The organism is Pseudoxanthomonas sp. LARHCG66 (assembly GCF_052871755.1).
This window is the reverse complement of record NZ_JBIXJW010000009.1, coordinates 52,134-73,767: the sequence shown is the minus strand read 5'-3', so window position 1 is coordinate 73,767 and position 21,634 is coordinate 52,134. Positions and strand designations below refer to the sequence as shown.

Here is a 21,634-nt window from a genome sequence, read left to right as displayed (position 1 = left end):
GACTGACCGCATGCACATCCTGCTGGTGGAAGACGATCCATTGCTGGGCGAAGGCATCTGCATCGCTTTGCGGCGCGGTGCCTTCGCGGTCGATTGGGTGCAGGATGGTGCAAGCGGACTCATGGCGATGCGCGATGGCGAGTTCGACCTCGTAGTGCTGGACCTGGGGTTGCCGCGGATGGATGGCATCGAGGTGATCCGGCAGGTACGCGCCGTCGGGAACCCGGTGCCCATCCTCGTGCTGAGCGCCCGCGAACGGCCATCCGATCGCACGCTGGGGCTGGATGTCGGGGCGGACGACTACCTGGGAAAGCCATTCGATACCGCCGAACTGCTGGCCAGGGTACGTGCGCTGATCAGGCGCAGTTCCGGAAGGGCGACCCCTTCGCTGGAAGCGGGCCCTCTGCGCCTGAATCCGGCCACGCTCACCGCGACATGGAAAGGACGAAGCCTGGATCTCACCCGGCGTGAATTCGCATTGCTGCGTGTCCTGATGGAGCAACGTGGCCGCCCGATGGCGCGCGACACGATCCAGCGGCATCTCTACGGCTGGAACGAGGATGTCGCCAGCAACGCAGTGGACGTGCATGTCCACCAGCTCCGTCGCAAGCTGGAACCGGCGGCCATCCGCACGGTGCGTGGCATCGGCTATGCCCTTGGCGACGTTGCCGGAGACACCGCATGAGATCGATGCGTGCGACGCTGCTGCTGATGTTGCTCGGCACGCTCGGCGTCGTGATGTCGGCGGCCGGCTGGCTCAGCTACCGTGCGGGCCTGCAGGAAGCTGGCGAAATGTTCGACGCCAGGCTCGTGCAATCCACCCGTGTACTGGTGAGTCTGGTCGACGAGCCCTTGAGCGAGCTCAATGCCTATCCGGGTGAACCGATCGTCCTGCGCGGCTGGCACGGCGAAGCACAGGGCGTCGGCGAAGCGCTCGCTTTCGATGACGGCCACGCGTACGAGAACAAGCTTGCGTTCCAGGTATGGGATACGAAGCAGCGCTTGCTGCTGCGTTCGGACAGCGCTCCGACGACACCCCTGGCGGTGGCGGAACCCGGGTTCTCCGATGTCGTGATCGAAGGCGCACGCTGGCGCACGTTCACGCTGCGCTCGTCGAATGGCCGTTGGTTCCAGTCTGCCGAGCTTGCCGACATCCGACAGGAGCTGGCCACCGATATCGCGGGAGGGACATTGCTTCCCTTGCTGCTCGCGCTTCCGCTGATGGCGCTGGTGATCTGGTGGAGCGTTGCCCTGGCCACACGCTCGCTGCGTGGCCTGTCGATGGAGATCGGCCAACGCCATCCGGAGCGGCTGCTGCCGCTGGATCCTGCCGATGTGCCGCGCGAGGCGCAGGGCCTGGTAAGCGCCATCAACGGATTGCTGCAGCGGCTGGATGTCGCGCTCGCACGCGAGCGGAACTTCGTTGCGGATGCCGCCCACGAACTGCGGACGCCGATCAGCGCATTGAAGGTGCATGCGGACAATGCGCGCCATGCCATCGACGAACAGGATCGGGCGCAGTCCCAGGAACTGCTCGGCATCAGCATCGAACGCGTGGAACGGCTGGCATCCCAGCTTCTTTCGCTCAGCCGCGCCGAGAGCCTGGGCGGCGCGCGCGCGCATTCAAGGCTCGATCTCGATGCGCTGGTGAGGACGGAGATGGAGGAACTCCGGCCGTTGGCGGAGCGAAAGAACCAGGAGATCCAGCTGACGCTGGAAGGCGCGCAGCTGTGGGGAGACGAGTTCGCGCTGGGCCTGTTGGTCCGCAACCTGATCGAGAATGCACTGCGCTATACGCCGGTAGGGGGCGTGATCGAAGTGGGGACTTCCAGCACGGGCACGCATGCGGTGCTGACGGTGGAAGACAGTGGCCCGGGCATCCCCGAGGATGAAAGGGAACGGGTTTTCGACCGCTTCTACCGGCGCCTGGGCGGGGGGAGCGACGGCAGCGGGCTGGGGCTCGCCATCGCCTCAGAGGCTGTCACGGCCCACGGTGGGCGCATCCATCTGGGTGGTTCGGCGCGCCTGGGTGGCCTGGTCGCACGCGTGGAACTCCCGCTCGACACATGAGCGGACGGATCGGCACGGGGGCTGGTCTCCGGGATGAGGCTGACGGCAGGTAGTCCTGCCTCACCCGCTGCAGCCACCGCAGCACACCGAAGGCAGGCGTTCGATGGTGTCGGGCGTGACGCGGTGGCCCGCCTGCGCGAGGGCCATCAGCAGTTCCACTGCGAGCGCGCTGGTGGAACACCGCAGGCATCCCGAGCGCGCATCCAGGTCCAGCACCGCCGCAGGATCCAGATCCTGCAGGTGGCGTTCGATGACGGCCAGGTCGATGGGAGCATCGCCCAGGCGGATGACGTATTCCATGGCCTGCTCCACAAAGGGATGCGCCGCCCGCAGGCGGCGCATCGTGGATCGGGGCGGATTACTTGGTGACGACCAGCTTGCCCTTCATCAGGGTGGAGTGGCCGGGGAAGCTGCAGAAGAAGCTGTAGTCGCCACCGGCGGTGAGCTTCTTGCCGGGGAAGGTGATCTTCGTCTTCTGGCCGCCGCCCACCAGCGAGGTGTGCGCGATCACGCGTGCGTCGCCCGCCGGCACGTAGGCACCCGCCGCGCCGGCCTTCATGCCATCGCGTGCCACGCCGGCCAGGTCGGCCGTCTTGGAGACCACCACGTTGTGGCCCATCGCGGTCACGGGCAGCTTGCCGCTGTGGGTCAGCTCGATGGTGATGGTCGGGCAACTGGCGGAAACGGTGGCTTCCTTCAGGTCGAACTTCATCGCATCGTCGCCCTTCAGGCTGACGGTGCAGTTGCCGGCGGCCTGCGCCATGCCGGCGGCGCTGAGCAGGGCGATGGCGACGAGGGTACGGGACAGTTTCATGGAGAGGCTCCTTGGGGATGGTGGGGATCGGGAAGGGGTGTGGGTGCCATGTCATCACGGTCCGGCGAGCAGCGCCTTGATCTGGATCAGGAACGCGGGGTCGGCGGCGACGCCGGTCACTTCGCTGCGGGCGCGTATCCGGCCGTCGGCGTCCAGCAGCACCAGCACGCTGGTGTGGTTGATGCTGCCGTCGTCGCGGAAGCGGTAGCGCACGTCCAGCACGCTGGCGATCGCGCGCACGTCGTTGCCGGCGGGCGCCAGGAACTGCCAGCCTGCCGGCGCGCGATGACGCCCGGCGACCTCCTGCAGGGCGTCCGGGGTGTCGCGGACCGGGTCCAGGCTGACCATCACCATGCCCAGCTTCGCCCGTTCGCGCGGCGTGAGCTGCTTCTGCACGCTCTTGGCGTTCTCGATGATCAGCGGGCACATCAGATGACAGTTCGTATAGAACATCGACACCACGCGCGGCTGGCCGTGCAGCGACGACCATGCGACGGGTCGTCCGCCGGCATCCTGCGTTGTCGCCTGCAGGTGGTAGACCGATTCGCCCGGCAGCGACTGCGCGTGCAGGCTGCCGGCAAGGGCCAGCGTGGCGGACAGGAAGAAGGACATGCGTTTCATGGAGTGCTCCTTGCGCAGCGGAAACCGAGGTTGCCCAGGGTGGCCCCGGGCTGCAGTGCCGACAGCAGGACGAAGCGCTTGACCACGCCGTAGTCGCCGGGATCGTTGAAGGCCAGCGCGGTGGCGCCGCAGTAGCGCAGGCTGTCGCCATCCTGCTGGCCGCGGCGGTCGCCGTCGCCCAGCAGCGAGGCGTAGTCCTCGCTCCATTCCCAGTACGCGCCGTGCAGGCCCTGGATGCCGTAGGCATTGGCTGGCGCATCGGCGGCGGCATCCATGGCATGCGGCGTGCCGTCGTTGACCTGGCGCATCCGCCATCGCGGATCGCCGCGGGCGTCACGCCGGGTCGCATCGGCCGCCGCCGCGTATTCCCACTCCACGAAGCGGGGCAGGCGCGCCTGCTGTTCGCGGCAGTAGGCATCGGCGGCGTACCAGTTCACGTGCACGACGGGTGCATCGGCATCGACCGCCGCCCCGGGCGCATCGGCCGTGGCCCAGTGGCCCAGGTAACCGGGGCTGGCGAACACCGCCGGTATCCGGTCGCGTCGCCACTGCGGCTGGCGCGCGACGAAACCGGCGAACTCGCCGTTGCTGACCGGCCGCGCCATCAGCGAGAACGAAGCCACCCGCGTCTGGCGGGTGGCTTCCTCGTAACGCACCGAGGAACGGAAATCGCCGCCCTCGACCGGCAGGAACCCGTTCGCCGCGTCCCCGGCGACGGCAAGCGCCGACGCCAGGGCCAGCACGAGGATCGAAGCCGTCTGTGGCAGCGTCCGTTTCATCCGGTCCTCACTTCTTGTCGGCCGGCTTGGCTTCCGGATACTCGATGTCGTGCTGCTGCCCGGTGTAGATGGAGGGATTCTTCTCGCCCTCCACCTTCAGGATGCCCAGCGAGCCCTTGTGGAACGTGCGGAAGATGCTGTGGTCGACCAGCACGAAGTTGCCCGGCACGTCCGCCTTGAACTCGACCATGGCCGAACCGCCTGCGGGGATCAGCGTGGTCTGCACGTTCTCCTGGTACTTGCTGCCGCCCTCGGTCCAGACCTTGTCGAAGATCTCGCCGATCACGTGGAAGCTGGACACCAGGTTGGGGCCGCCATTGCCCACGAACATGCGGATCGTCTCGCCGGCCTTGGCCTTGAGCGCGTTGTCGCCCTGCAGCGCATCGACCGAGCCGTTGAACACCACGTAGGTCGGGTGCTCGTCGATCGCCTTCTCCAGGCTGAAGGGCTGCAGGCCGGGCTCGCCGTACGCGCCTTCGGTGTAGAAGTCGCCCTGCACCACGTAGAACTCCTTGTCGACCGGCGGCAGGCCTTCTTCCGGCTCCACCAGGATCAAGCCGTACATGCCGTTGGCGATGTGCATGCCGACCGGGGCCATCGCGCAGTGGTAGATGTACAGGCCGGGATTCAGCGCCTTGAAGGTGAACTGCGTTTCGTGGCCGGGGAGCGTGAACGTGGCTTCGGCGCCGCCGCCCTGGCCGGTGACGGCGTGCAGGTCGATGTTGTGCGACATGTGCGAGTCGTGGCGGTTCTTCAGCTTGAACTCCACCGTGTCGCCCTTGCGCACGCGGATGAAGCTGCCCGGCACCGTGCCGCCGAAGGTCCAGAAGTTGTAGGTGACGCCATCGGCCATGCGCATGTCCTTCTCGATCATCTCGAGGTCGACCACGACATGGGCCGGCGTCTTGCGCGTGAGCGGCGCGGGCACCATCGGCGGCGCCGTCAGCACGGCATGGATGGTCTCGCCGGCCGGGGCGATCCTGTCGCTAGCGAGCGCGGGAATGGCGAACATCGCAGCGAGCGCGCTGGCGAGGGCGCAGGGGAGTACATGGGGGTGCAGGCGTTTCATGGCGCTTTCCTTTGATGGGTCGTGGTGGGTGTGCATCCATGGTGGAAACGCACTGCGACGCCGACGTTGATCTGGATCAATCGTCGACGGCCGGAAGCGGGAATTCGCGCATCGGCTTGACCAAGGTCAAGCGCGTCGGGGGCTGCGACAACGCGTCGCATCTGCACTCCAGGGTGCGTCGTGAGAATGGGCGCATCACACGAAGGGAGATGCGCCATGACCCGTAACCTGCTTGCCGTGGCCCTGTTGGGCGCGCTCGCCAACATGCCGTTGGCGCATGCGGGCGAACCGCACGCTGCGACGCACGCCGATGCGATGCCGACGACCACGCTGGACGGCATCGTCGTGGTGGGCGTCGCGCCGGCGATGGCGACCACCTTCATCACCGATCCCAAGCTGCCGCGCCAGCCGGTGCCCGCCAGCGACGGCGCGGACTACCTGAAGACGATTCCCGGCTTCTCCACGCTGCGCAGCGGCGGCACCAATGGCGATCCGGTGCTACGCGGCATGTTCGGCTCGCGCATCAACCTGATGACCAACGATGGCGCGATGAGCGGCGCATGCCCGTCGCGCATGGACAACGCGCTGTCGTACATCGCGCCGGAAACCTACGACCGCCTGGTCGTCATCAAGGGGCCGCAGACCGTCTTGTGGGGCGGTGGTGCCTCTGCCGGCACGGTGCGTTTCGAGCGCGAGATTCCGTACTTCGCCGAGCCCGGCATGCAGGCTTCAGGCAGCGTGCTCGCGGGCAGCCACGGTCGCAACGACCAGGTGCTCGACATCAGCGCCGGCACGCCACGCGGCTATGCACGCGTCTCGGCCAACCGTTCCGAAGCCGATGACTACGAAGACGGCAACGGCGAGCGGGTGCCTTCCGCATGGAAGAAGTGGAATGCCGATGCCGCGCTCGGCTGGACGCCGGACGAAGACACCGTGCTGGAGCTGAGTGCAGGCATCGGCGATGCGGAGGCCCGTTATGCCGGGCGCGGGATGGACGGCGCGCAGTTCGAGCGCGACAGCCTCGGGTTGCGCTTCGAGAAGAAGCACATCGGGGGCGTGCTGGACGCCGTGGTCGCCAACGTCTACCAGAACGACGTGGACCACGTGATGGACAACTACACGCTGCGCGATCCCGACCCCACCGGCAGCATGCCGATGCCGATGGCCAGCAACGTGGCGCACCGCACGCGCGGTGGCCGTGTGGCGACGACCTGGCAGAAGGATCGCTGGGAAGTGACCGCCGGCCTGGACCTGCGCGCCAGCCGCCACAGCAAGCGCAGCGCGATGGGGCGCGGCGCCTATCTCGCCATGCCGTGGTCGGTGGACGCCAAGTTCCAGAGCTTCGGCGCCTTCGCCGAATCGCACTGGCACATCACCGACAAGCACCACCTGATGAGCGGCCTGCGCATCGATCGCGCGGAGGCCCAGGACCTGCGTGCCACCACCGCCGGCATGATGCCGGTGCCGAACCCCACCGCCGGGGTGACACGCAGGGAATCGCTGCCCAGTGCGTTCGTCCGCTACGAGTACGACATGGGCGGCCGCTGGGGCGCGTATGCCGGCCTCGGCCACACGCAGCGCATGCCGGACTACTGGGAACTGTTCTCGCCCACGCGCGGCCCGGTGGGTTCCGCCAATGCCTTCGCCGGCGTGCAGCCGGAGCGCACCACGCAGCTCGACATCGGCGCGCAGTACAAGGGCGCGAAGGTGGATGCGTGGGCGTCGCTGTATGCCGGGCGCGTGCAGGACTTCATCCTGTTCGACTACGCCGCCGGGATGATGGGCAGCACCACACGGGCCCACAACGTGGACGCGAACATCCGCGGCGGCGAAGCCGGCATCGACTGGCGCCCGGTGCCGGGGTGGACGCTTTCCGGTTCGGCGTCCTACGCGTGGGGCGAGGTACGCGACACCGGCACCGCACTGCCGCAGATGCCGCCGCTGGAAGCGCGCCTGGCCGCCAGCCGTGAACACGGGCCGTGGACATGGGGCGCACTGTGGCGCGTGGTGGCGGCACAGGACCGCGTCAGCACCACGCAGGGCAACGTGGTCGGACGCGATCTCGGGCCGAGCGCGGGCTTCGCAGTGTTCTCGCTCAACGGCGGCTACCGCTTCAGCGAATACGCGCAGCTCACCGCCGGCATCGACAACCTGTTCGACCGCGCCTACAGCGAACACCTCAACCTCGGCGGGAACAGCGCCTTCGGCTATCCGGCCGATCCGGTACGCATCAACGAACCCGGCCGCACGACCTGGGTGAAGCTCAACCTGCGCTACTGACGCGAGGGGATCGGCAGACACCGTCGCCGGGCGGTCGCGCTCCCTCCGTTCCGTTCGTGGTGAGCCTGCCGAACCACGCTCTTTGCGAAGGATCATCTGGTCACCATCGCCCTGCGTTTGCCTGAACAGTGTGGTTCGACAGACTCACCACGAACGGGGTCCGTTGTTCAGAACTTCCCGCGCGCGAGCCGTGCTGGAGAATCAGCCATCGTCGCGCCGCCACGTCGCCGCCTGCCGCCAGCAGCGCCTTTGCCCGTGCAGGCTCACCGCATAGGCGAGCGCGATCACGAAGCCGGCGGTGCGGGCCACGGCCGGTGCGAGCGCGGCCATCACCAGCAGCAAGTCCGCGATGACATGCGCGGCGAACGCGCGCCGCTTGTCCGCTTCCGCGAACAGGCTGCCCACGCCCGGTACGCGGAGGCCCCGCGGGACACGCTGGCGCAGTGCGATCCAGGTCAGGAAGCCGGTGATCTCCAGTGCCATGCCCACGACCATCAGTGGCAGGCCGACGCCGAGGACCAGCATGCCGACCAGCAACAACGGTGTGCCGGGCCACAAGGCGGTGACGCTCGCGGCAAGCAGGGCTGTGCAGCCCGCTTGCCAGAAGCGGCGCAACGTGGGATTGCGGCGATGCGGTGCGCGTGCCTGCAATACGAACACGGCGATGCCGAAGACGGCGAAGGGCCATGCCGCCACACGCCACGCAGCCTCGGGCAGCAGCTTCATCTGTGCGGCGGCCACGACGCCGAGCGTTGCCAGCAGACTGACCTGCCATACGCGTGACCCTGCGGACGGCACCGCATGCGTGCCCTGCAGCATCGGCAGCGTGATGCTGCCCACGGCGGCGAGCAGGCCCAGGACCCAGCCCAGCGAGCCGAACATCGCGTGCAGATCCACCAGGCCAGGTGGCGCGGGCACGCGCCAGCCGGTGCGTGCAGCGAGCAGCAGCAATCCCAGCGCCGTCGTCATCGCCAGCGCGACCAGCGCCAGCCCGACGCCATCGCGGACGACGCGCTGCCCGTTGCCACGCAGGACGGCAACCAGCGCCAGCACCGTGAACACCGCAAGCGATCCGCATAGCAGCACGCCGGCAGGCACGGCGCACGCACGCGCCTGCGATGCCAGGGTGACCAACAGCAGGACGAGGCCGAGGTTGAACATCGCGTGCAGCCACGGCACCAGGCGAGGGCAGGGAAGCGGACTGCCCGCCGCCACCGGCAGGAACTGCACCAGGCTGCCCAGCATCGCGTTGCCGAGCAGGCCCAGCGCCAGCATGTGCACCAGCACGAGGGTGGCCGGCGTCCAGCGCGAGAGCAACGCCACTTCGCCCTGCCACGCCAGCCACAGGCCGGCGACAAGGCCCCAGGCCAGCGCGGACTGCAGGAAACGCACCGGCACCAGGGGCGGAGGCGCCTGCGCGAATGCCAGCCCGCTCATGCCGCGCGCGGCGGTTCCAGTGCGTGCCTGTCCTCTGCGTGGCAGATCGCGATGCAGGCGCTGCCCGTGGTGCCCGCGTAGACGTGGTAGGCGAAGCCTTCGTCATCGAGGATCGGCAGCAACGGCACGGGCGGATGCGGTGTCAGCGCGACCAGCCGCTCGCCGCGCCGCAGCGTGCGCAGGCAGTCGAGGATGCGCTGCATCGGTTCGGGTGCGGCCAGGTCGCGCAGATCCAGTCGCAGCAGGGTCACGGCATGTGCCATGCGTCGTCCTCCGTTTCGTCCCGGCTGGATGCGCAATCGAGCAGTACCCCCGCCGCATCCAGCGATTCGCGCACGCAGCACGCACAGGTGCCGAAGGCGTCCGGCAGCAACGAGGTGTCCAGTGAAGTGTCCATGATGTTCAATTCCCCAGCCAGAGCAGCCACCCCAACGGGTCATGCGCGCGCGCAATGCCGTAGACCTGCAGGAAGCACAGCACGGCCGCGCCCACCAGCAGCGCACGCGCACCAGCCGCGCGGGCGGGACGGAAGGCCGCGATGCCCAGCCCGACATACGCGACAAGAAAGGCGATCTTCGCCACCAGCCAGCCATTGGCGAACAGGCCGGCCGGGAGGATCGTCAGCAGCATCATCGCGCCGGTCAGCAGCACCGTGTCGATGCTGTAGCTCAGGTAGCGCACCGCCGCCGCGCGCGGCCAGTGCATGCCGGCCAGCAGGGCGAGCGCACGCAGCGCGAACAGCGTGCCGCTGGTCATCGCGGCGCCCATGTGGACCAGCTTGATGTCGGGATAGAACGTCATCATGGCACTCATCCCGGCCGCCCGTCCGCACGCGGACGCAGGTAGATGCCGCCGATCCGCCCCACCCACGGCGCCAGCGCCAGCAGCCAGCCCACCGCGGCGGCCGCCTGCCACGCCATCGCATCCGGCGCGAGGTCGGCGATGACGCGCATCACCGCGACCGCCTGGATCGCGACGAAGGCGAACCACGCCACGTTCGGCATCACCAGCGGCCGCCCCGAGTGGCCTTGCGTCACCCGCGTCACCATCGCCACCAGCAGGCTGCCGAAGAACCCGATGAACATCGCATGCATCGGTGCGCGTCCGAGCACGAACTCATCGGTGGCGAGGAAGGTCACGCTCTGCACCACGTACAGCAGGAACGTCACCGGCAACCACGCGGTGCCGATGAACAGCACGGCCAACAGGCCCGGCATCCTGCCGCGTGGCCACCACCGATGCACCGCCCATGCGGTGAGCACGAGCAGCGGCACGTCGGCCAGCCACAGCCACGCATAGGCATGCATCAGCTCCAGAGCGAGATGCAGCATCAGCAACGCCCACACCACGCCCAGCCACCGCAGCGAGCGCCACGGCACGTAGCCCGGCACCACGTTGCCGGCGAAGAACGGGAACATGCGGTGCGCCACCGTCACGTACACCGGCAGCAACAGGCCGAAACCGCCGAGCTTGATGCTGGCGAAGGCCCACGTCGGCGACGCGCCCAAGGCGAAGGCGATGAACATCACCAGTCCCAGCCAGCCCAGCAGCAGGCCGGCGAAGCACGAGCGCGCATGCCAGGTCTTCGCGGTATCGTCGGCGAGCAACCGGCCGAGTGTCAGCAGTGCGGCGGTCCAGCCGGCCAGCGCCATCCACAGGCCCACGGTCAGCCCCGCCTGCCAGCCTGCGACGCCGAGCAGGATCGCCACCTGTCCGCCCATCAGGCCCAGCCCCACCGGCACGTAGTGCCAGCGCTTGAGGTCGGCCATGCCCATCCAGCGTGGGAACACGGTCAGCAGGAAACCGAAGATGAAACTGGGCAGCACCAGGTACTGCATCAGGAACGCGTGCAGCCAGCCGGCGTAGATCGCGGTCTCGGGCATCGTCCACAGGCCCCAGCGCGTGGCCACCAGCCACAGCGTCCACCACAGCATCGCCAGCAGCACGTTGCCCGCGCCGACGAAGAACATCAGCCGGTGCGGCGCGTGCGCGAGCCACGCGGGCGACAGGCCGGGCATCGGCGGTGCGGCACGCGGGCGGGGTGGAGGCACGATGTCGATCTTCATGCAGGCAGCTTGCCCGCGCCCGCATGCGCTCGCCTTGACATGGGTCAGGCGGGCCGCGATTCAGTGGCTGCCGCTGTCTTGATTCGGGTCAAGGCCCGGCGAACGGCAAGCGCCTACAGTCCCGTCACCCGCGCAAGCGCGCACCAACGACGACAGGAAGCCCGATGTCCGACCACGCCCACCCATCCTCCGCGCAACGTCAGCAGGCCATGACCGAGGCGCTTCGCGCCTGGGACCCGGAAGCCGAAGTGACGATGGAATCCGGCACCGGCCGCCTGGTCGTGATGACCACGCTGCCCACCGAACGCGTGATCGCCATCCTCAAGGAGGCCGGCGAACATGCGGAAGCCAGCGAGAACGAATCGCGCGGCCACAAGGCGGGGCAGTGCTGTGGTGGGTGCTCGCATTGATCGGCAGATGATCGGAGGGAGAGGCGAGGCGTCACGCACATCGCCTCGCACGCCCTCAGCGCTTCCTGCTGATCCAGAGATAGCGAAGGCCGCAGTAGGCAGCCACGACCAAGGCGCCGACGCCCAGCGCCAGGACCAGGTGGGGCAGATAGGGCTTCAGCGCAGGCATCAACGACTCGAGCCACACACCTTTGACGTGGCGATACGCCGGCGCGGTGATCCAGCCATGCTTCGCGTTGAAATACACCAACAACGCCGCCACGCCCACCATCGAAGAGCGGACGCAGTGCCAGGCCAGCCGGTCCAGTTCTTCTTCCTTCAGTGCATTGGTCGTCATGGCGGCGCCCTAGTCGCCGCGACCGTCGAGGGCAACGCGAACCAGGGTGATGCCCGCAAGCAACGCCACCTGGGCGAGCACCCAGGCGATCCAGCCGGCGCCCGTCCAGAAGACCACGAGCGACACCACCAACGAAAGCGCGGCCCACAGGACGGCGTGGTCACGCGCGCCATTGCGTGCCTTGATCTTCCCCGCATTGAAGTACAGGGACATGCCGACAATGCACAGGGCGACCTGGGTGTAGATGCTCACGCGCGCCCGAATTCCATCGCGATCGGCTTTGACGCCAGCTTCCATGCGATCCATCCGAACAGCCCGCCGAAAGCGAGCGCGAAGATGACGCTGACCACGCCCATGGCGATGAAGAAGGGCCCCATGTCAGGCGCGCCCTGCATCTGGGCCGCGGAAAACTGGTCCCGGGTGAAGGAGAACATCGTCGCTTGCATGATCAGGCCCACCACCTGCCAAACCACGCCCAGGATCATGATCGCGATGAAGCACCGTCGCGCCCAGTTTCGGCGTTTCAGCAGTCCGATCGCGCTGGCCAGCATGAACAGGTTGACCAGCAGCACCGCCAGGAAGATCCAATGGAAGTGCTCGAACATGAAGGTCGCCACGGGCGGCAGGCCGGGGTCCGGTGGCACGGCCTGCATCGCCTCGCCGAATTCCCCGCTGCGGAACACGGTCTGCACCATGATGTTCTGCAGGATGCCGATCAGCGTGCCGAACCCCGACAGCACGATGAAGATCCATGCCACCACGGTAACGAAGGTCGAGCGTTGCTTCACTGCTGACATGGTGACTCCCCGGCCCCTGAAGATGGGGGAATGATGAGGCAAGTTTCCAGCGGCGGCCAATAGCCGCCCGCAACTTCCGTCAGTACCTCACCACACATGGACGCATGCGGCGGCCACCAGGAAGAGAACCGATGCAGCCAGCATCCATCGCCACGCGCCCAGTTCTTCCGGTGTGAGGCCTTTGCCCGGCTCGGTGGGGTCGTAACGGATGGCCACCTCCTCCAGCGTCGGTGGCGCTCGCCACAGCTTGAAGCCGGCGAACTGGATCGCCGCCCGATCCTCGATGCGCTTGCGGTACTCCGTTCCCTCTACGGTCCAGACCAGGACATGATCCGTGTCGGTGTTAAGAACCGATTGCCCCCGGCTGAATTCTTCGAACGATGACTGGGGCGGTACTTCCACGACCCGTGCGGACACCGAGGGCCACGCCCTCGCCGCGCGCGTACGCAGGAAGTCCAGCACTGCCCACGTGCCGGTCACGCCGCCGGCCGCCAGCAACAGATCAAACATCGTCATTGAAGATATCCCAATGCGGGGTCCGCCCTTCCCGGCGATTCATCGTACCTGGCCCCCAAAGACCACGATCCCGATGGCGCACATGGCCACGGAGACGAGGACGGTGACGACCAGCTCGGTCCAATCTCGGGCCGTGAGCGCAGTCAGGTTCGCGAACTGCATGGTGAAATCCGGCGCCTTGCCGCGACGCGTGCGGCCGCGGTCGATGATCGCGTTGAAGCGAAACGCCAGCAGCCCAAAGCCACCCAGCAGCAGGACGATCATGGCGGGATGCGACTCTGCGGCCAACATCACGCAAGCCGCGGCGACGATGACCATCGTGATGAAGCCGTATAGGCCGAAGTTTCGCATGCTGGGGTTCCGGCTGGTCTGCTAGGGATGTCGATCAGAGGGTAAGGGCTCGATCCGTCGACCTGAGATGGCCAACAGGATGGCCTGCTCGAGAGGTTCCACCAGTCTTGATCCAGGGCGATTCATCCGGCGCAAGATGAAAAAGACCGCCGCCAGGGTCAAACCGGCAAACACTGCGCCCGAGAACGTTCCCTTCCAATGGACATTCACGCCGGAGAACGAGAGCGTTGCCAGGAACAGCGAGGCGGCAACCGGCAAGGTCAGCCATAGTTTCAGGACAAAGTCCGCCTTGAACCAGCCGCGCAATCGGGTTTGACCCTCTTCCTGCACGAAACGACCGACGAAGGCAGGACTGAACATGGAGAGAAAGTACGGCGCGTCCCGCCACAGGGCGACGTCATGCACCGTGGCATGACCATGCAGCGTACGGGTGCCCCTCCGCACCATGGGGCCGACCTGGTCGGTCGTAGCGGCGAGTCGGCCCACGGCCTCGTGCAGCGGGAGGTCCGTCGAATAGGCGACTTCGAAATCCCCGAACAGCAGTCTTGATATCGGCATGGCTCGGCAAGGGCTCGACAGGAGCTAAAGCGACGGTCGCAGTTCATAGGTTGGGATGAGCTTGCGAACCCCAACAGCGCGATCTTCGTATGTCATGGGGCTTCCTGCTCCGATCCGGTATGGGTCTGCGACGTGCGCATCAGGTAGACGAGAAAGCAGCACACGCCTGCCGCCACTACGTTGATACCCACGATGAAGGGTTTTCCCTGCAGCAGCGAGTACTCGAACTGGCTGCCGAACCGGGCAAAGAAATCCCACTTGGAGATGCTTGGCTGGTACTTGAAATGAAGGGATGCGCCACTTGAGAACGAGTAGCCCGCGACGGGCGACATCAGGAAGGGCACCTGCGCCAGCCAGAAATAGAAATTCTGCCGGAGTGCGTCATCACGGCCTTCAAGCAGCCGCAAGCCGCAGACCATCCCCCAGGCGAACAGTCCCAGGAAAGGGAGGGATAGCACCTTCGAAAGTATGTCCCCCGGCGCAACCAGCAGGCTGAGCCCCACCGCCAAGCCCGTGAAGCCTCCGCCGAGCGCGAGGATCCCCAAGAGTCTCCGTTGCCACTGTTGCATCTCAGCCCCCTGTCTTCGGCACCCCTGCCGCCCCACCCGATGTTAAAGGTGAAACACCCCATCGGCCCGGGTAAATGTGAGGACATGGGGCTCCGAGCCCCCTCGATCGCGCTCCGAGCGCCATGCGCAAGGCACGAAGTCCCAACGATGGGGCTCGGCGTGTGAGGTGCCGGGCTCCCGAAGGCGATCGATGGCTCTCCGAGTGCCATCGATCGCTTTCCGAGCTCGATGTGCAAGGCGTGGAGCTTCGCGGATCGGGCTCGGAAGGTGAGGTGCTGGCTTTCCGAATCCCATCGATGGCATTCAGAGTGTGATCTGCCGGGCTCAATGTGAGAAAGATCGGGCTCAGAAAGCCATCGATGGCATGGCAGTGCCTTGCGCATGACATTCCGCGCCCCGTCTGCAAGGTGCCGAGCCTCGTCGTCGAGCGGGCGCCGCCGATGCGCAAACAAAAGAGAGCCGCTTGCGCGGCTCTCGGGCTGCAACCTGCAGCAGGTGGCCCGGCCTCCCCACCCGGAGAGGCCGGTTCCAGGGTCAGGCTTCGCTGGGGTGTGCGACCGGCAGCGGCTCGCGGCGCGGGGCCAGCCACAGGCTGGCCACGAACCACACCAGCGCCAGCGCGCCCACGCTGAAGAGTGTGTCGGCCGGGACGCGCATCCACACCAGCATGTCCACGATCGGCTGCTGCATGAACTCCGCCGAGCGCGCGAACCAGTACCCGTGCTCCAGCGCCGCGTTGAGCTGCAGGATGCCCAGCGGCAGCAGGGTCAGCAACGACATGCCGGCCAGGCCGATGTTGAGCGACCAGAACGCGGTCTTCAGCAGCTTCTCGTTCCACACCACGTCCGGCTTCAGCCCGCGCAGGCAGAACAGCATCAAGCCGATGCCGAGCATGCCGTACACGCCGAACAGCGCGGTGTGGCCATGGTTCGGCGTCAGGTTCAGGCCCTGCATGTAGTACAGCGGCAACGGCGGGTTGATCAGGAAGCCGAACAGGCCCGCGCCCACCAGGTTCCAGAACGATACCGCGATGAAGAACTGGATCGGCCAGCGATAGCGCTGCATCCATGGCGTGGCCTTGCCCATCTTCCAGCTGTGGTACGCCTCGAAGCCCACGTAGGCCAGCGGCACCACTTCCAGTGCCGAGAAGCTCGCGCCCAGCGCGATCACCGCCGTCGGGGTGCCGGTGAAGTACAGGTGGTGCAGCGTGCCCAGCACGCCACCGGCCATGAACACGATGGTGGCGAACAGCACCGCCACCGTGGCGGTCTTCGTCTGCAGCAGGCCCAGGCGGGTGAACAGGAAGGCGATCACCGCCACCGCGAATACCTCGAAGAAGCCTTCCACCCACAGGTGCACCACCCACCAGCGCCAGTACTCGACCATCGACAGGTGCGTGTGCTCGCCCCACATCAGGCCGGCCGCGTAGAACAGGCCGATCGCCACCGTGGACAGGAACAGCAGGCTGACGATGCTGCGCGATTCGCCGCCGTTGCGGATGGCCGGCCACAGTGCGCGGCCCACCAGCACCAGCCACAGGGTCAGGCCGATGAAGAGGAACCACTGCCAGAAGCGACCCAGGTCGACGTATTCCCAGCCCTGGTGGCCGAACCAGAAGTTGTGCTCCAGCCCGAGCTTCTGCATCACCGCGAACCACTGGCCGGTGAAGGCGCCCACCACGATGATCAACAGGCACGCCCACAGGAAGTTGACGCCCAGGCGCTGGAACTTCGGTTCATGCCCGGAGATCGCCGGGCCGATGTACAGGCCCATGCCCAGCCACGCGGTGGCGATCCACAGCACCGCGAGCTGCGTATGCCAGGTACGCGTGAGCGAGTACGGCAGGATGTCGGCCAGCGCGAAGCCGTAGGCTTCCTGGCCTTCCACCTGGTAATGCGCGGTGATCGCACCCAGCAGGATCTGCACCACGAACAGGGCGATGACCACCCAGAAGTACTTCGCGGTCGCGCGCATCGAGGGCGTGATCCTGATCTTCGCGAGCGGATCGCTCTTCGGCAGCACCGGCGCCATCTCGTCGCCGTGGTTGACCGCGTAGTGCCAGCCCAGCAGGCCGATGCCGGCGATCAGGAACAGCACGCTGAAGACCGTCCACATGAAGGCGCTCGGCGGCGGCGTGTTGCCGACCAGCTCGTCCGCCGGCCAGTTCGCCGTGTAGCTGATCTTCTCGCCGGGACGCTCGGTCACCGACGACCAGGCGGCCCACCAGTAGAACGCGGTCAGCCGGCGACGGTGTTCGGCATCGGGCACGGTGTCGTTGCGCATGGCATAGGCCTCGCGCAGGTCGCCTGTGGCCGGATCGGCCGAGAACAGGCTCTGGTAGTGGAGGCCGACCGTGGCGATGGCGTCGGCGCGATCGTTCGACAGCGTGATCGTGCCCGTCGCGGCGTCATGGGTGTTCGGCCGCATCAGCGCCTGCACGCGCGCGGCGTACGCCGCCTGCGTGGCGGCATCCAGCTGCTTGTAGCTGTCCGCGCCGGCGTCGCGCTTCGCCCATCCATCCAGGATGGCCTCGGCCTCGCGGTGCAACCAGTCCGCGCCCCAGTCGGGCGCCACGTAACCGCCGTGGCCCCAGATGGAACCGAGTTGCTGGCCACCGATCGACTGCCACACCTGGCGGCCGGTCTCGATGTCCTTGCGAGTGAAGATCACCCTGCCGTCCTGCGCCACGACCTGCTCGGGCAATGGTGGCGCCTGGCGATGCACTTCGCTGCCGACCCAGAGCAGGACGGCGAACGACGCGATGAGCAGGGCCGCCAACCCCGCCCACAACTTGCGTGTCGAATTCATGATGCGGCTCTCCTGAAGGAACGGCCGCATCATCGGCGCGCCAGCCCGGGGGCTCCATGACGCAGGTCAAGTGGTCAGCGAATCGGACGCCGTGTTTTCTGTAGGAGCGAGGTGAGTCGCGACCGCACGGCCCGACTGCCGATCAGCCACACGTAAACCGGAGACCGTCCGGTCGCGACTCACGTCGCTCCTACAAGGGATCCGCCGCCCTCAATCCCGCAGCACGGCGAGCGCGAGGGCTTCCAGGCGGGGGAGGTCGAGGATCTCGACGTCGCGCTGCTTGATGTGCAGCAGGCCGTCCTTCTCGAAACGGCGCAGCACGCGGCTGACGGTTTCCGGGGCCTGGCGCAGGTAGTTGGCGATGTCGGTGCGTGCCATGGTCAGCTGGAAGCGGCGCGGCGAGAAGCCGCGTGCGGCCAGCCGGCGCGACAGACCGATCAGGAACGCGGCCATGCGTTCGTCGGCCGTGTTGTCGCGCGCGAACAGCGAGGCCACGCCGATGTCATGGCTCATCAGCCTGAACAGGTGCTGCTGCAGGTTGGGCAGGCGCGCGGCCAGCAGCGCGATCTTGGGGAACGAGAAGCGGCACAGCATCACCGTGTCCAGCGCGATGGCGTTGCATGGGTAGCGGTCGCCGTGGATGGCGTTGAGGCCGATCACTTCGCCGGGCAGGTGGAAGCCGAGCACCTGTTCGTGCCCGTTGCGGTCGATCTGGTAGGTCTTCACCGTGCCCGCGCGCACCGCGGCGATGGCGCCGAACGGATCGCCTTCGCGGAACACGTGCTCGCCCGCGCGCAGCGGGCCGACGTGTTCGACCAGTACGTGCAGGTCCATGAGCGCGCGCTTGTCCATGCCCTCGGACAGGCAGGCCTGCGAGAACGCACACGTGGAGCAGAAGTGCAGGGCATCGCCATCGTCGGCAACCACGCTCGCGTCGGTGCGCGGGAAGACCAGCGGCGAGGTCATGCGGATACTCCCGTCGAGGTCACACCGTGCGCGAAAAGCGAGGCGTCGAGGCTGCGGCAGTGGGCAGGTAGCGGTCGAAGCACATCGCGATGATACGCAACAGCAACCGCCCGTGCGAGGTCGCGCGCAGTCCGTCGGCCGCCAGCTCCACCAGGCCGTCGTCTTCGAGCGGGCGCAGGCGCGCCAGGGCATCGGCGAAATAGGTCGTGAAGTCGATCACGTGGCGCCGGCCGAGGTCGCGGTAGTCCAATGCGCCGTCGCACATCAGCCGCTGGATCACGTCGGCACGGATCACGTCGTCTTCTTCCAGCCGCATGCCGCGCCACACCGGCAGATGGCCCTGGTCGATGGCCTGCTCCCAACTGCCCAGATCGCGTGGGTTCTGGCTGAAGCTCGGGCCGATGTGGCTGATCGCGCTGACGCCAAGCCCCAGCAGGTCGCTCTCGGCGTGGGTGGTGTAGCCCATGAAGTTGCGGTGCAGGTCGCCGCGTTGCTGCGCCAGCGCCAGACTGTCGCCGGGCAGGGCGAAGTGATCCATGCCGATGTAGACGTAGCCGGCTTTGCCCAGCTTGTCGATCGCGCATTGCAGCAGGCCCAGCTTCACCTCGGGCGAGGGCAGGTCGTCGGCGTTGATGCGCTGCTGCGGGCGGAACATCGACGGCAGGTGCGCGTAGCTGTAGATCGCCAGGCGATCGGGTCGTGCCTCGAGGGTGATGTCGAGCGTGCGCGAGAATCCCTCCAGGCTCTGCTTCGGCAGGCCGTAGATCAGGTCCACGTTGACGGACTGCAGGCCATGCGTGCGGCAGGCGTCGATGATCGCCAGCGTCTGTTCGACGCTTTGGATGCGGTTGACGGCGCGCTGCACGTCCGGATCGAAATCCTGCACGCCCAGGCTGGCGCGGTTGAAGCCTGCGGCGGCGAGTTCGCCCACCTCGTCCGGCGTGATGAAGCGCGGGTCGAGCTCGATCGAGCAGTCCAGCCTTGAGGCGGGCGCGAACGAGAACTGCCGGCGCAGCACGTCCATCACTTCGGTGATCTGCGCGGGCGACAGGAAGTTGGGGGTGCCGCCGCCGAAGTGCACCTGCTCCACGTCGCGGTCGCGGTCGAACAGCGCCGACGTCATCGCTACTTCGCGGTACAGCCGGGTGAGGTAGGCGGCGCCGCGCGCGGTATCGCGGGTGATGATGCGGTTGCAGCCGCAGTAGAAGCACGGACTGGTGCAGAACGGGATGTGCAGGTAGAGCGACAGCGGGCGCGGGATCGGATCGCCGTTGGTGATCGCCGCCATCTCGCGCAGGTCGGCTTCCTGGAAGCCCGGCGAGAACTGCGGCGCGGTGGGATACGAGGTGTAGCGCGGCCCCGGCGTGTCGTAACGCCGCAGCAGCTCGGGATCGAACAGGGAGGACAGGCTGGCCATGGGTGCAGCCTAGGCAGGCGCCTCGGGGCTGTCCTTGATATGGGTCAATCGGCCGCGGCTTTCCGTCGCAGGCTTCAGGGTCGTGAGGGCACGCCTCGGCGGATCAGCGCAGGCGCCGCGCCTGTCCGCCGCATTCGATCAGTTCCAGCATCGCGTCGGCGGTGGCGTCATCCAGCACGGACAGCGGGGACGTGTCCGGCCACAGCACGACGACACGCCTGCCCGCCGCCGCCTGGGCGCCGAGCGAACCGGGCACGTCGCCGTCCAGCGTTGCCGCGACGCTGCGCACGGCATCGCGGCGTGCCAGCATGACGACCGCGTCCCCCATGCTGTCGTGGAACAGGACATGATCGGCCTGGTGCATCGCGCGCAATGCGTGCAGCGTGAGCTGGGGTGCATTTCCACCGGGCAGCGCGATCAGCGTGATGGTGCCGCGCGGTGGCGGTGCGTCCCTCGACTGCAGCGCCGTCAGCAGCGCCCGTTCCGCCCCCCCGGTATCGGCGTGGCGCAGCCGCGCCATCACCTCGCCGTCGATCTGCGCGTCGTACCAGTGCCGTCGTTCGGCCAGGTCGGGGAAGCGCTGGCGGATCGCTTCGCGGTGGCGCGCGAACAGGGCCGCCAGGTCTCCCCAGGCGTCGTCGAGCTGCGATTCCAGTTGCCGGCCGAGTCGCCGCGCCAGCATCGGCGCCGCGCCGGTGGAGGAGATCGCCACCAGCAGCGGATCGCGATCGACCACCACCGGCACCTGGAACGTCGACAACGCCGCATCGTCCACGACATTGACCAGCCGCTTGCGCGCCGCGGCTTCGCCGGCGAGCCGGGCGTTGAGCACGCCGTCGTCGGTCGCAGCGACGACCAGCCACACGTCGTCCAGCCAGTCGGGCTCGAACGCATCCGCGAGATGCTGCACGCGCCCGGTCGCGATCCAGTCGGCCAGTTGCGCGGACACGCGCGGCGCGCACACGCGCACGCGAGCGCCCGCGCGCAGCAGCGCTTCCACTTTGCGCGTGGCGACGTCACCGCCGCCCACCACCAGCACGTCGCGCTGGTCCAGGTCGGCGAACAGCGGATACAGCGGCATCGGCATCTTCCCGGCGAAGGGGCTCGCGGTGGCGTTTGTTGCATGGCAACATGCGGGCGAGAGCCACGTCAAGCCACCGAGCCATCCCCCACGATGCTGCGCGTCCTGCTGGTCAACGACACCGACAAGCCGATCGCGGAACTGCGCGAGGCGCTGCTGGCGGTCGGCTATGACGTGCTGCCGCAGGTAGCGACCGCCGCCGGGCTGCTGAAGGCGGTCCAGCTGCAGCAGCCCGACGTGATCATCCTCGACGTCGACTCGCCGTCGCGCGACATGCTGGAACAGCTCGCGATGCTGCACCGGGAGGCACCGAAGCCGGTGGTGATGTTCGCGTCCGACGGCGACGACCGCCTGATCCGCGATGCACTGGGTGCGGGCGTGGCGGCGTACATCGTCGACGGCCTCGCACCCGCGCGGCTGGCGCCGATCCTGCGCGTGGCGATGGCGCGCTTCGAACAGCAGTCGCACGTGCGGCAGAAGCTGGACGACCTGGAGCAGCAGCTGCGCGACCGCAAGGACATCGATCGTGCCAAGGGGCTGCTGATGGACAAGCGCAACATGAGCGAGGCCGACGCGTATGCCGCCTTGCGCCAGCAGGCGATGAAACAGGGCCTCCGCCTGGCCGATGTGGCGCGGCGGATCATCGCGATGGCCGACCTGCTGGGATGAAGACATGTCGATGAAGGCA

26 protein-coding genes are annotated in these 21,634 nt (G+C 67.4%); 5 read left to right on the top strand and 21 right to left on the bottom strand.

The window, feature by feature from the left end:
- Nucleotides 1–10 precede the first annotated feature (10 nt).
- Entirely contained in the window at nucleotides 11–685 is a 675-nt protein-coding gene (locus tag ACIPRS_RS18350) for a response regulator transcription factor (RefSeq protein ID WP_446539586.1), read from the top strand.
- A 17-nt stretch (nucleotides 686–702) separates the two neighbouring features.
- A complete protein-coding gene (locus ACIPRS_RS18345) occupies nucleotides 703–2,070 on the top strand; it encodes a sensor histidine kinase (protein WP_446539597.1) in 1,368 nt (455 codons plus the stop codon).
- A gap of 60 nt (nucleotides 2,071–2,130) precedes the next feature.
- On the opposite strand, the gene ACIPRS_RS18340 is transcribed toward ACIPRS_RS18345, so the two are convergent.
- Genes ACIPRS_RS18340 through nirK form a run of 5 tightly spaced genes read right to left on the bottom strand, consistent with a single transcriptional unit; the run spans nucleotide 2,131 to nucleotide 5,353 of the window.
- Complete coding sequence (locus ACIPRS_RS18340; RefSeq protein WP_446539585.1) at nucleotides 2,131–2,370, bottom strand: hypothetical protein; 240 nt, start codon at nucleotides 2,368–2,370, stop codon at nucleotides 2,131–2,133.
- 58 nt (nucleotides 2,371–2,428) lie between these two features.
- The gene (azu, locus tag ACIPRS_RS18335) at nucleotides 2,429–2,884 is read right to left on the bottom strand and encodes an azurin (protein WP_337731873.1); all 456 of its coding nucleotides are present in this window, start codon (nucleotides 2,882–2,884) and stop codon (nucleotides 2,429–2,431) included.
- Nucleotides 2,885–2,938: 54 nt separating this feature from the next.
- On the bottom strand, nucleotides 2,939–3,505 hold the full coding sequence (locus tag ACIPRS_RS18330) for an SCO family protein (protein WP_446539584.1): 567 nt from the start codon (nucleotides 3,503–3,505) through the stop codon (nucleotides 2,939–2,941).
- Complete coding sequence (locus tag ACIPRS_RS18325) at nucleotides 3,502–4,284, bottom strand: SUMF1/EgtB/PvdO family nonheme iron enzyme (RefSeq protein ID WP_446539583.1); 783 nt, start codon at nucleotides 4,282–4,284, stop codon at nucleotides 3,502–3,504. Before ACIPRS_RS18325 ends, ACIPRS_RS18330 begins: the two co-directional genes overlap by 4 nt.
- A 7-nt stretch (nucleotides 4,285–4,291) precedes the next feature.
- Complete coding sequence (gene nirK, locus ACIPRS_RS18320; RefSeq protein WP_192202344.1) at nucleotides 4,292–5,353, bottom strand: copper-containing nitrite reductase; 1,062 nt, start codon at nucleotides 5,351–5,353, stop codon at nucleotides 4,292–4,294.
- Nucleotides 5,354–5,569: 216 nt separating this feature from the next.
- Here nirK and ACIPRS_RS18315 point away from each other — a divergent pair, with 216 nt between their 5' ends.
- Nucleotides 5,570–7,633, top strand: coding sequence for a TonB-dependent copper receptor (locus ACIPRS_RS18315; protein ID WP_446539582.1), 2,064 nt, complete (start codon nucleotides 5,570–5,572; stop codon nucleotides 7,631–7,633).
- A 201-nt stretch (nucleotides 7,634–7,834) separates the two neighbouring features.
- Here the strand turns inward: ACIPRS_RS18315 and ACIPRS_RS18310 are convergent, their stop codons facing one another.
- Genes ACIPRS_RS18310 through ACIPRS_RS18290 form a run of 5 tightly spaced genes read right to left on the bottom strand, consistent with a single transcriptional unit; the run spans nucleotide 7,835 to nucleotide 11,136 of the window.
- Entirely contained in the window at nucleotides 7,835–9,070 is a 1,236-nt protein-coding gene (locus ACIPRS_RS18310) for a hypothetical protein (RefSeq protein ID WP_446539581.1), read from the bottom strand.
- The gene (locus ACIPRS_RS18305; protein WP_241045656.1) at nucleotides 9,067–9,333 is read right to left on the bottom strand and encodes a DUF2249 domain-containing protein; all 267 of its coding nucleotides are present in this window, start codon (nucleotides 9,331–9,333) and stop codon (nucleotides 9,067–9,069) included. Before ACIPRS_RS18305 ends, ACIPRS_RS18310 begins: the two co-directional genes overlap by 4 nt.
- A complete protein-coding gene (locus ACIPRS_RS18300; RefSeq protein WP_277727595.1) occupies nucleotides 9,318–9,467 on the bottom strand; it encodes a hypothetical protein in 150 nt (49 codons plus the stop codon). The genes ACIPRS_RS18305 and ACIPRS_RS18300 overlap by 16 nt, the downstream gene beginning before the upstream one ends.
- A gap of 5 nt (nucleotides 9,468–9,472) precedes the next feature.
- Nucleotides 9,473–9,874, bottom strand: a complete 402-nt coding sequence (locus ACIPRS_RS18295; protein ID WP_446539580.1) for a SirB2 family protein — start codon at nucleotides 9,872–9,874, stop codon at nucleotides 9,473–9,475.
- A gap of 5 nt (nucleotides 9,875–9,879) precedes the next feature.
- On the bottom strand, nucleotides 9,880–11,136 hold the full coding sequence (locus ACIPRS_RS18290) for an NnrS family protein (RefSeq protein WP_446539579.1): 1,257 nt from the start codon (nucleotides 11,134–11,136) through the stop codon (nucleotides 9,880–9,882).
- Between the two features lie 164 nt (nucleotides 11,137–11,300).
- On the opposite strand from ACIPRS_RS18290, the gene ACIPRS_RS18285 reads away from it, so the two are divergent.
- Nucleotides 11,301–11,546: a hypothetical protein gene (locus tag ACIPRS_RS18285; protein ID WP_446539578.1), complete on the top strand. Its 246-nt coding sequence runs from the start codon at nucleotides 11,301–11,303 to the stop codon at nucleotides 11,544–11,546.
- A gap of 55 nt (nucleotides 11,547–11,601) precedes the next feature.
- On the opposite strand, the gene ACIPRS_RS18280 is transcribed toward ACIPRS_RS18285, so the two are convergent.
- The 11 genes from ACIPRS_RS18280 to ACIPRS_RS18230 all read right to left on the bottom strand — a co-directional run bounded on the left by ACIPRS_RS18280 (nucleotide 11,602) and on the right by ACIPRS_RS18230 (nucleotide 20,946).
- Nucleotides 11,602–11,883 (bottom strand): hypothetical protein, encoded by a 282-nt coding sequence (locus ACIPRS_RS18280; RefSeq protein ID WP_446539577.1) that lies wholly within the window; start codon nucleotides 11,881–11,883, stop codon nucleotides 11,602–11,604.
- Between the two features lie 9 nt (nucleotides 11,884–11,892).
- The gene (locus ACIPRS_RS18275; protein WP_337731865.1) at nucleotides 11,893–12,135 is read right to left on the bottom strand and encodes a hypothetical protein; all 243 of its coding nucleotides are present in this window, start codon (nucleotides 12,133–12,135) and stop codon (nucleotides 11,893–11,895) included.
- The gene (locus ACIPRS_RS18270; protein ID WP_337731864.1) at nucleotides 12,132–12,680 is read right to left on the bottom strand and encodes a hypothetical protein; all 549 of its coding nucleotides are present in this window, start codon (nucleotides 12,678–12,680) and stop codon (nucleotides 12,132–12,134) included. The genes ACIPRS_RS18275 and ACIPRS_RS18270 overlap by 4 nt, the downstream gene beginning before the upstream one ends.
- Nucleotides 12,681–12,767: 87 nt before the next feature.
- Nucleotides 12,768–13,196, bottom strand: coding sequence for a hypothetical protein (locus ACIPRS_RS18265; RefSeq protein ID WP_337731863.1), 429 nt, complete (start codon nucleotides 13,194–13,196; stop codon nucleotides 12,768–12,770).
- A 39-nt stretch (nucleotides 13,197–13,235) separates the two neighbouring features.
- Nucleotides 13,236–13,547, bottom strand: coding sequence for a hypothetical protein (locus ACIPRS_RS18260; RefSeq protein ID WP_446539576.1), 312 nt, complete (start codon nucleotides 13,545–13,547; stop codon nucleotides 13,236–13,238).
- Nucleotides 13,548–13,568: 21 nt separating this feature from the next.
- Complete coding sequence (locus tag ACIPRS_RS18255) at nucleotides 13,569–14,105, bottom strand: hypothetical protein (protein WP_446539575.1); 537 nt, start codon at nucleotides 14,103–14,105, stop codon at nucleotides 13,569–13,571.
- Between the two features lie 92 nt (nucleotides 14,106–14,197).
- Nucleotides 14,198–14,674 carry a hypothetical protein gene (locus ACIPRS_RS18250; RefSeq protein WP_337731860.1) on the bottom strand — a complete coding sequence of 159 codons (477 nt, stop codon included), beginning with the start codon at nucleotides 14,672–14,674 and terminating at the stop codon, nucleotides 14,198–14,200.
- A gap of 534 nt (nucleotides 14,675–15,208) precedes the next feature.
- A complete protein-coding gene (locus ACIPRS_RS18245; RefSeq protein ID WP_446539574.1) occupies nucleotides 15,209–17,482 on the bottom strand; it encodes a nitric-oxide reductase large subunit in 2,274 nt (757 codons plus the stop codon).
- 210 nt (nucleotides 17,483–17,692) lie between these two features.
- Complete coding sequence (locus tag ACIPRS_RS18240) at nucleotides 17,693–18,448, bottom strand: helix-turn-helix domain-containing protein (RefSeq protein WP_337731858.1); 756 nt, start codon at nucleotides 18,446–18,448, stop codon at nucleotides 17,693–17,695.
- Between the two features lie 19 nt (nucleotides 18,449–18,467).
- The gene (gene hemN, locus ACIPRS_RS18235) at nucleotides 18,468–19,865 is read right to left on the bottom strand and encodes an oxygen-independent coproporphyrinogen III oxidase (protein WP_446539573.1); all 1,398 of its coding nucleotides are present in this window, start codon (nucleotides 19,863–19,865) and stop codon (nucleotides 18,468–18,470) included.
- A gap of 103 nt (nucleotides 19,866–19,968) precedes the next feature.
- The gene (locus tag ACIPRS_RS18230) at nucleotides 19,969–20,946 is read right to left on the bottom strand and encodes a precorrin-2 dehydrogenase/sirohydrochlorin ferrochelatase family protein (protein ID WP_446539572.1); all 978 of its coding nucleotides are present in this window, start codon (nucleotides 20,944–20,946) and stop codon (nucleotides 19,969–19,971) included.
- A 96-nt stretch (nucleotides 20,947–21,042) separates the two neighbouring features.
- Between ACIPRS_RS18230 and ACIPRS_RS18225 the strand changes: the two genes are divergently transcribed.
- Complete coding sequence (locus ACIPRS_RS18225) at nucleotides 21,043–21,615, top strand: ANTAR domain-containing response regulator (protein WP_337731933.1); 573 nt, start codon at nucleotides 21,043–21,045, stop codon at nucleotides 21,613–21,615.
- Nucleotides 21,616–21,634: the final 19 nt, after the last annotated feature.

Excerpts from the sequence above, each read along its gene's own strand:
- ACIPRS_RS18330 (WP_446539584.1), bottom strand. The coding sequence starts at position 3,505 with ATGAAACGCATGTCCTTCTTCCTGTCCGCCACGCTGGCCCTTGCCGGC.
- ACIPRS_RS18265 (WP_337731863.1), bottom strand. The coding sequence starts at position 13,196 with ATGACGATGTTTGATCTGTTGCTGGCGGCCGGCGGCGTGACCGGCACG.
- ACIPRS_RS18240 (WP_337731858.1), bottom strand. The coding sequence starts at position 18,448 with ATGACCTCGCCGCTGGTCTTCCCGCGCACCGACGCGAGCGTGGTTGCC.
- ACIPRS_RS18315 (WP_446539582.1), top strand. The coding sequence starts at position 5,570 with ATGACCCGTAACCTGCTTGCCGTGGCCCTGTTGGGCGCGCTCGCCAAC.
- ACIPRS_RS18300 (WP_277727595.1), bottom strand. The coding sequence starts at position 9,467 with ATGGACACTTCACTGGACACCTCGTTGCTGCCGGACGCCTTCGGCACC.
- ACIPRS_RS18285 (WP_446539578.1), top strand. The coding sequence starts at position 11,301 with ATGTCCGACCACGCCCACCCATCCTCCGCGCAACGTCAGCAGGCCATG.
- ACIPRS_RS18350 (WP_446539586.1), top strand. The coding sequence starts at position 11 with ATGCACATCCTGCTGGTGGAAGACGATCCATTGCTGGGCGAAGGCATC.
- ACIPRS_RS18295 (WP_446539580.1), bottom strand. The coding sequence starts at position 9,874 with ATGATGACGTTCTATCCCGACATCAAGCTGGTCCACATGGGCGCCGCG.
- ACIPRS_RS18280 (WP_446539577.1), bottom strand. The coding sequence starts at position 11,883 with ATGACGACCAATGCACTGAAGGAAGAAGAACTGGACCGGCTGGCCTGG.
- hemN (WP_446539573.1), bottom strand. The coding sequence starts at position 19,865 with ATGGCCAGCCTGTCCTCCCTGTTCGATCCCGAGCTGCTGCGGCGTTAC.
- ACIPRS_RS18245 (WP_446539574.1), bottom strand. The coding sequence starts at position 17,482 with ATGAATTCGACACGCAAGTTGTGGGCGGGGTTGGCGGCCCTGCTCATC.
- ACIPRS_RS18325 (WP_446539583.1), bottom strand. The coding sequence starts at position 4,284 with ATGAAACGGACGCTGCCACAGACGGCTTCGATCCTCGTGCTGGCCCTG.
- ACIPRS_RS18305 (WP_241045656.1), bottom strand. The coding sequence starts at position 9,333 with ATGGCACATGCCGTGACCCTGCTGCGACTGGATCTGCGCGACCTGGCC.
- ACIPRS_RS18255 (WP_446539575.1), bottom strand. The coding sequence starts at position 14,105 with ATGCCGATATCAAGACTGCTGTTCGGGGATTTCGAAGTCGCCTATTCG.
- ACIPRS_RS18310 (WP_446539581.1), bottom strand. The coding sequence starts at position 9,070 with ATGAGCGGGCTGGCATTCGCGCAGGCGCCTCCGCCCCTGGTGCCGGTG.
- ACIPRS_RS18230 (WP_446539572.1), bottom strand. The coding sequence starts at position 20,946 with ATGCCGCTGTATCCGCTGTTCGCCGACCTGGACCAGCGCGACGTGCTG.
- ACIPRS_RS18250 (WP_337731860.1), bottom strand. The coding sequence starts at position 14,674 with ATGCAACAGTGGCAACGGAGACTCTTGGGGATCCTCGCGCTCGGCGGA.
- ACIPRS_RS18290 (WP_446539579.1), bottom strand. The coding sequence starts at position 11,136 with ATGAAGATCGACATCGTGCCTCCACCCCGCCCGCGTGCCGCACCGCCG.
- ACIPRS_RS18340 (WP_446539585.1), bottom strand. The coding sequence starts at position 2,370 with ATGGAATACGTCATCCGCCTGGGCGATGCTCCCATCGACCTGGCCGTC.
- ACIPRS_RS18260 (WP_446539576.1), bottom strand. The coding sequence starts at position 13,547 with ATGCGAAACTTCGGCCTATACGGCTTCATCACGATGGTCATCGTCGCC.
- nirK (WP_192202344.1), bottom strand. The coding sequence starts at position 5,353 with ATGAAACGCCTGCACCCCCATGTACTCCCCTGCGCCCTCGCCAGCGCG.
- ACIPRS_RS18270 (WP_337731864.1), bottom strand. The coding sequence starts at position 12,680 with ATGTCAGCAGTGAAGCAACGCTCGACCTTCGTTACCGTGGTGGCATGG.
- azu (WP_337731873.1), bottom strand. The coding sequence starts at position 2,884 with ATGAAACTGTCCCGTACCCTCGTCGCCATCGCCCTGCTCAGCGCCGCC.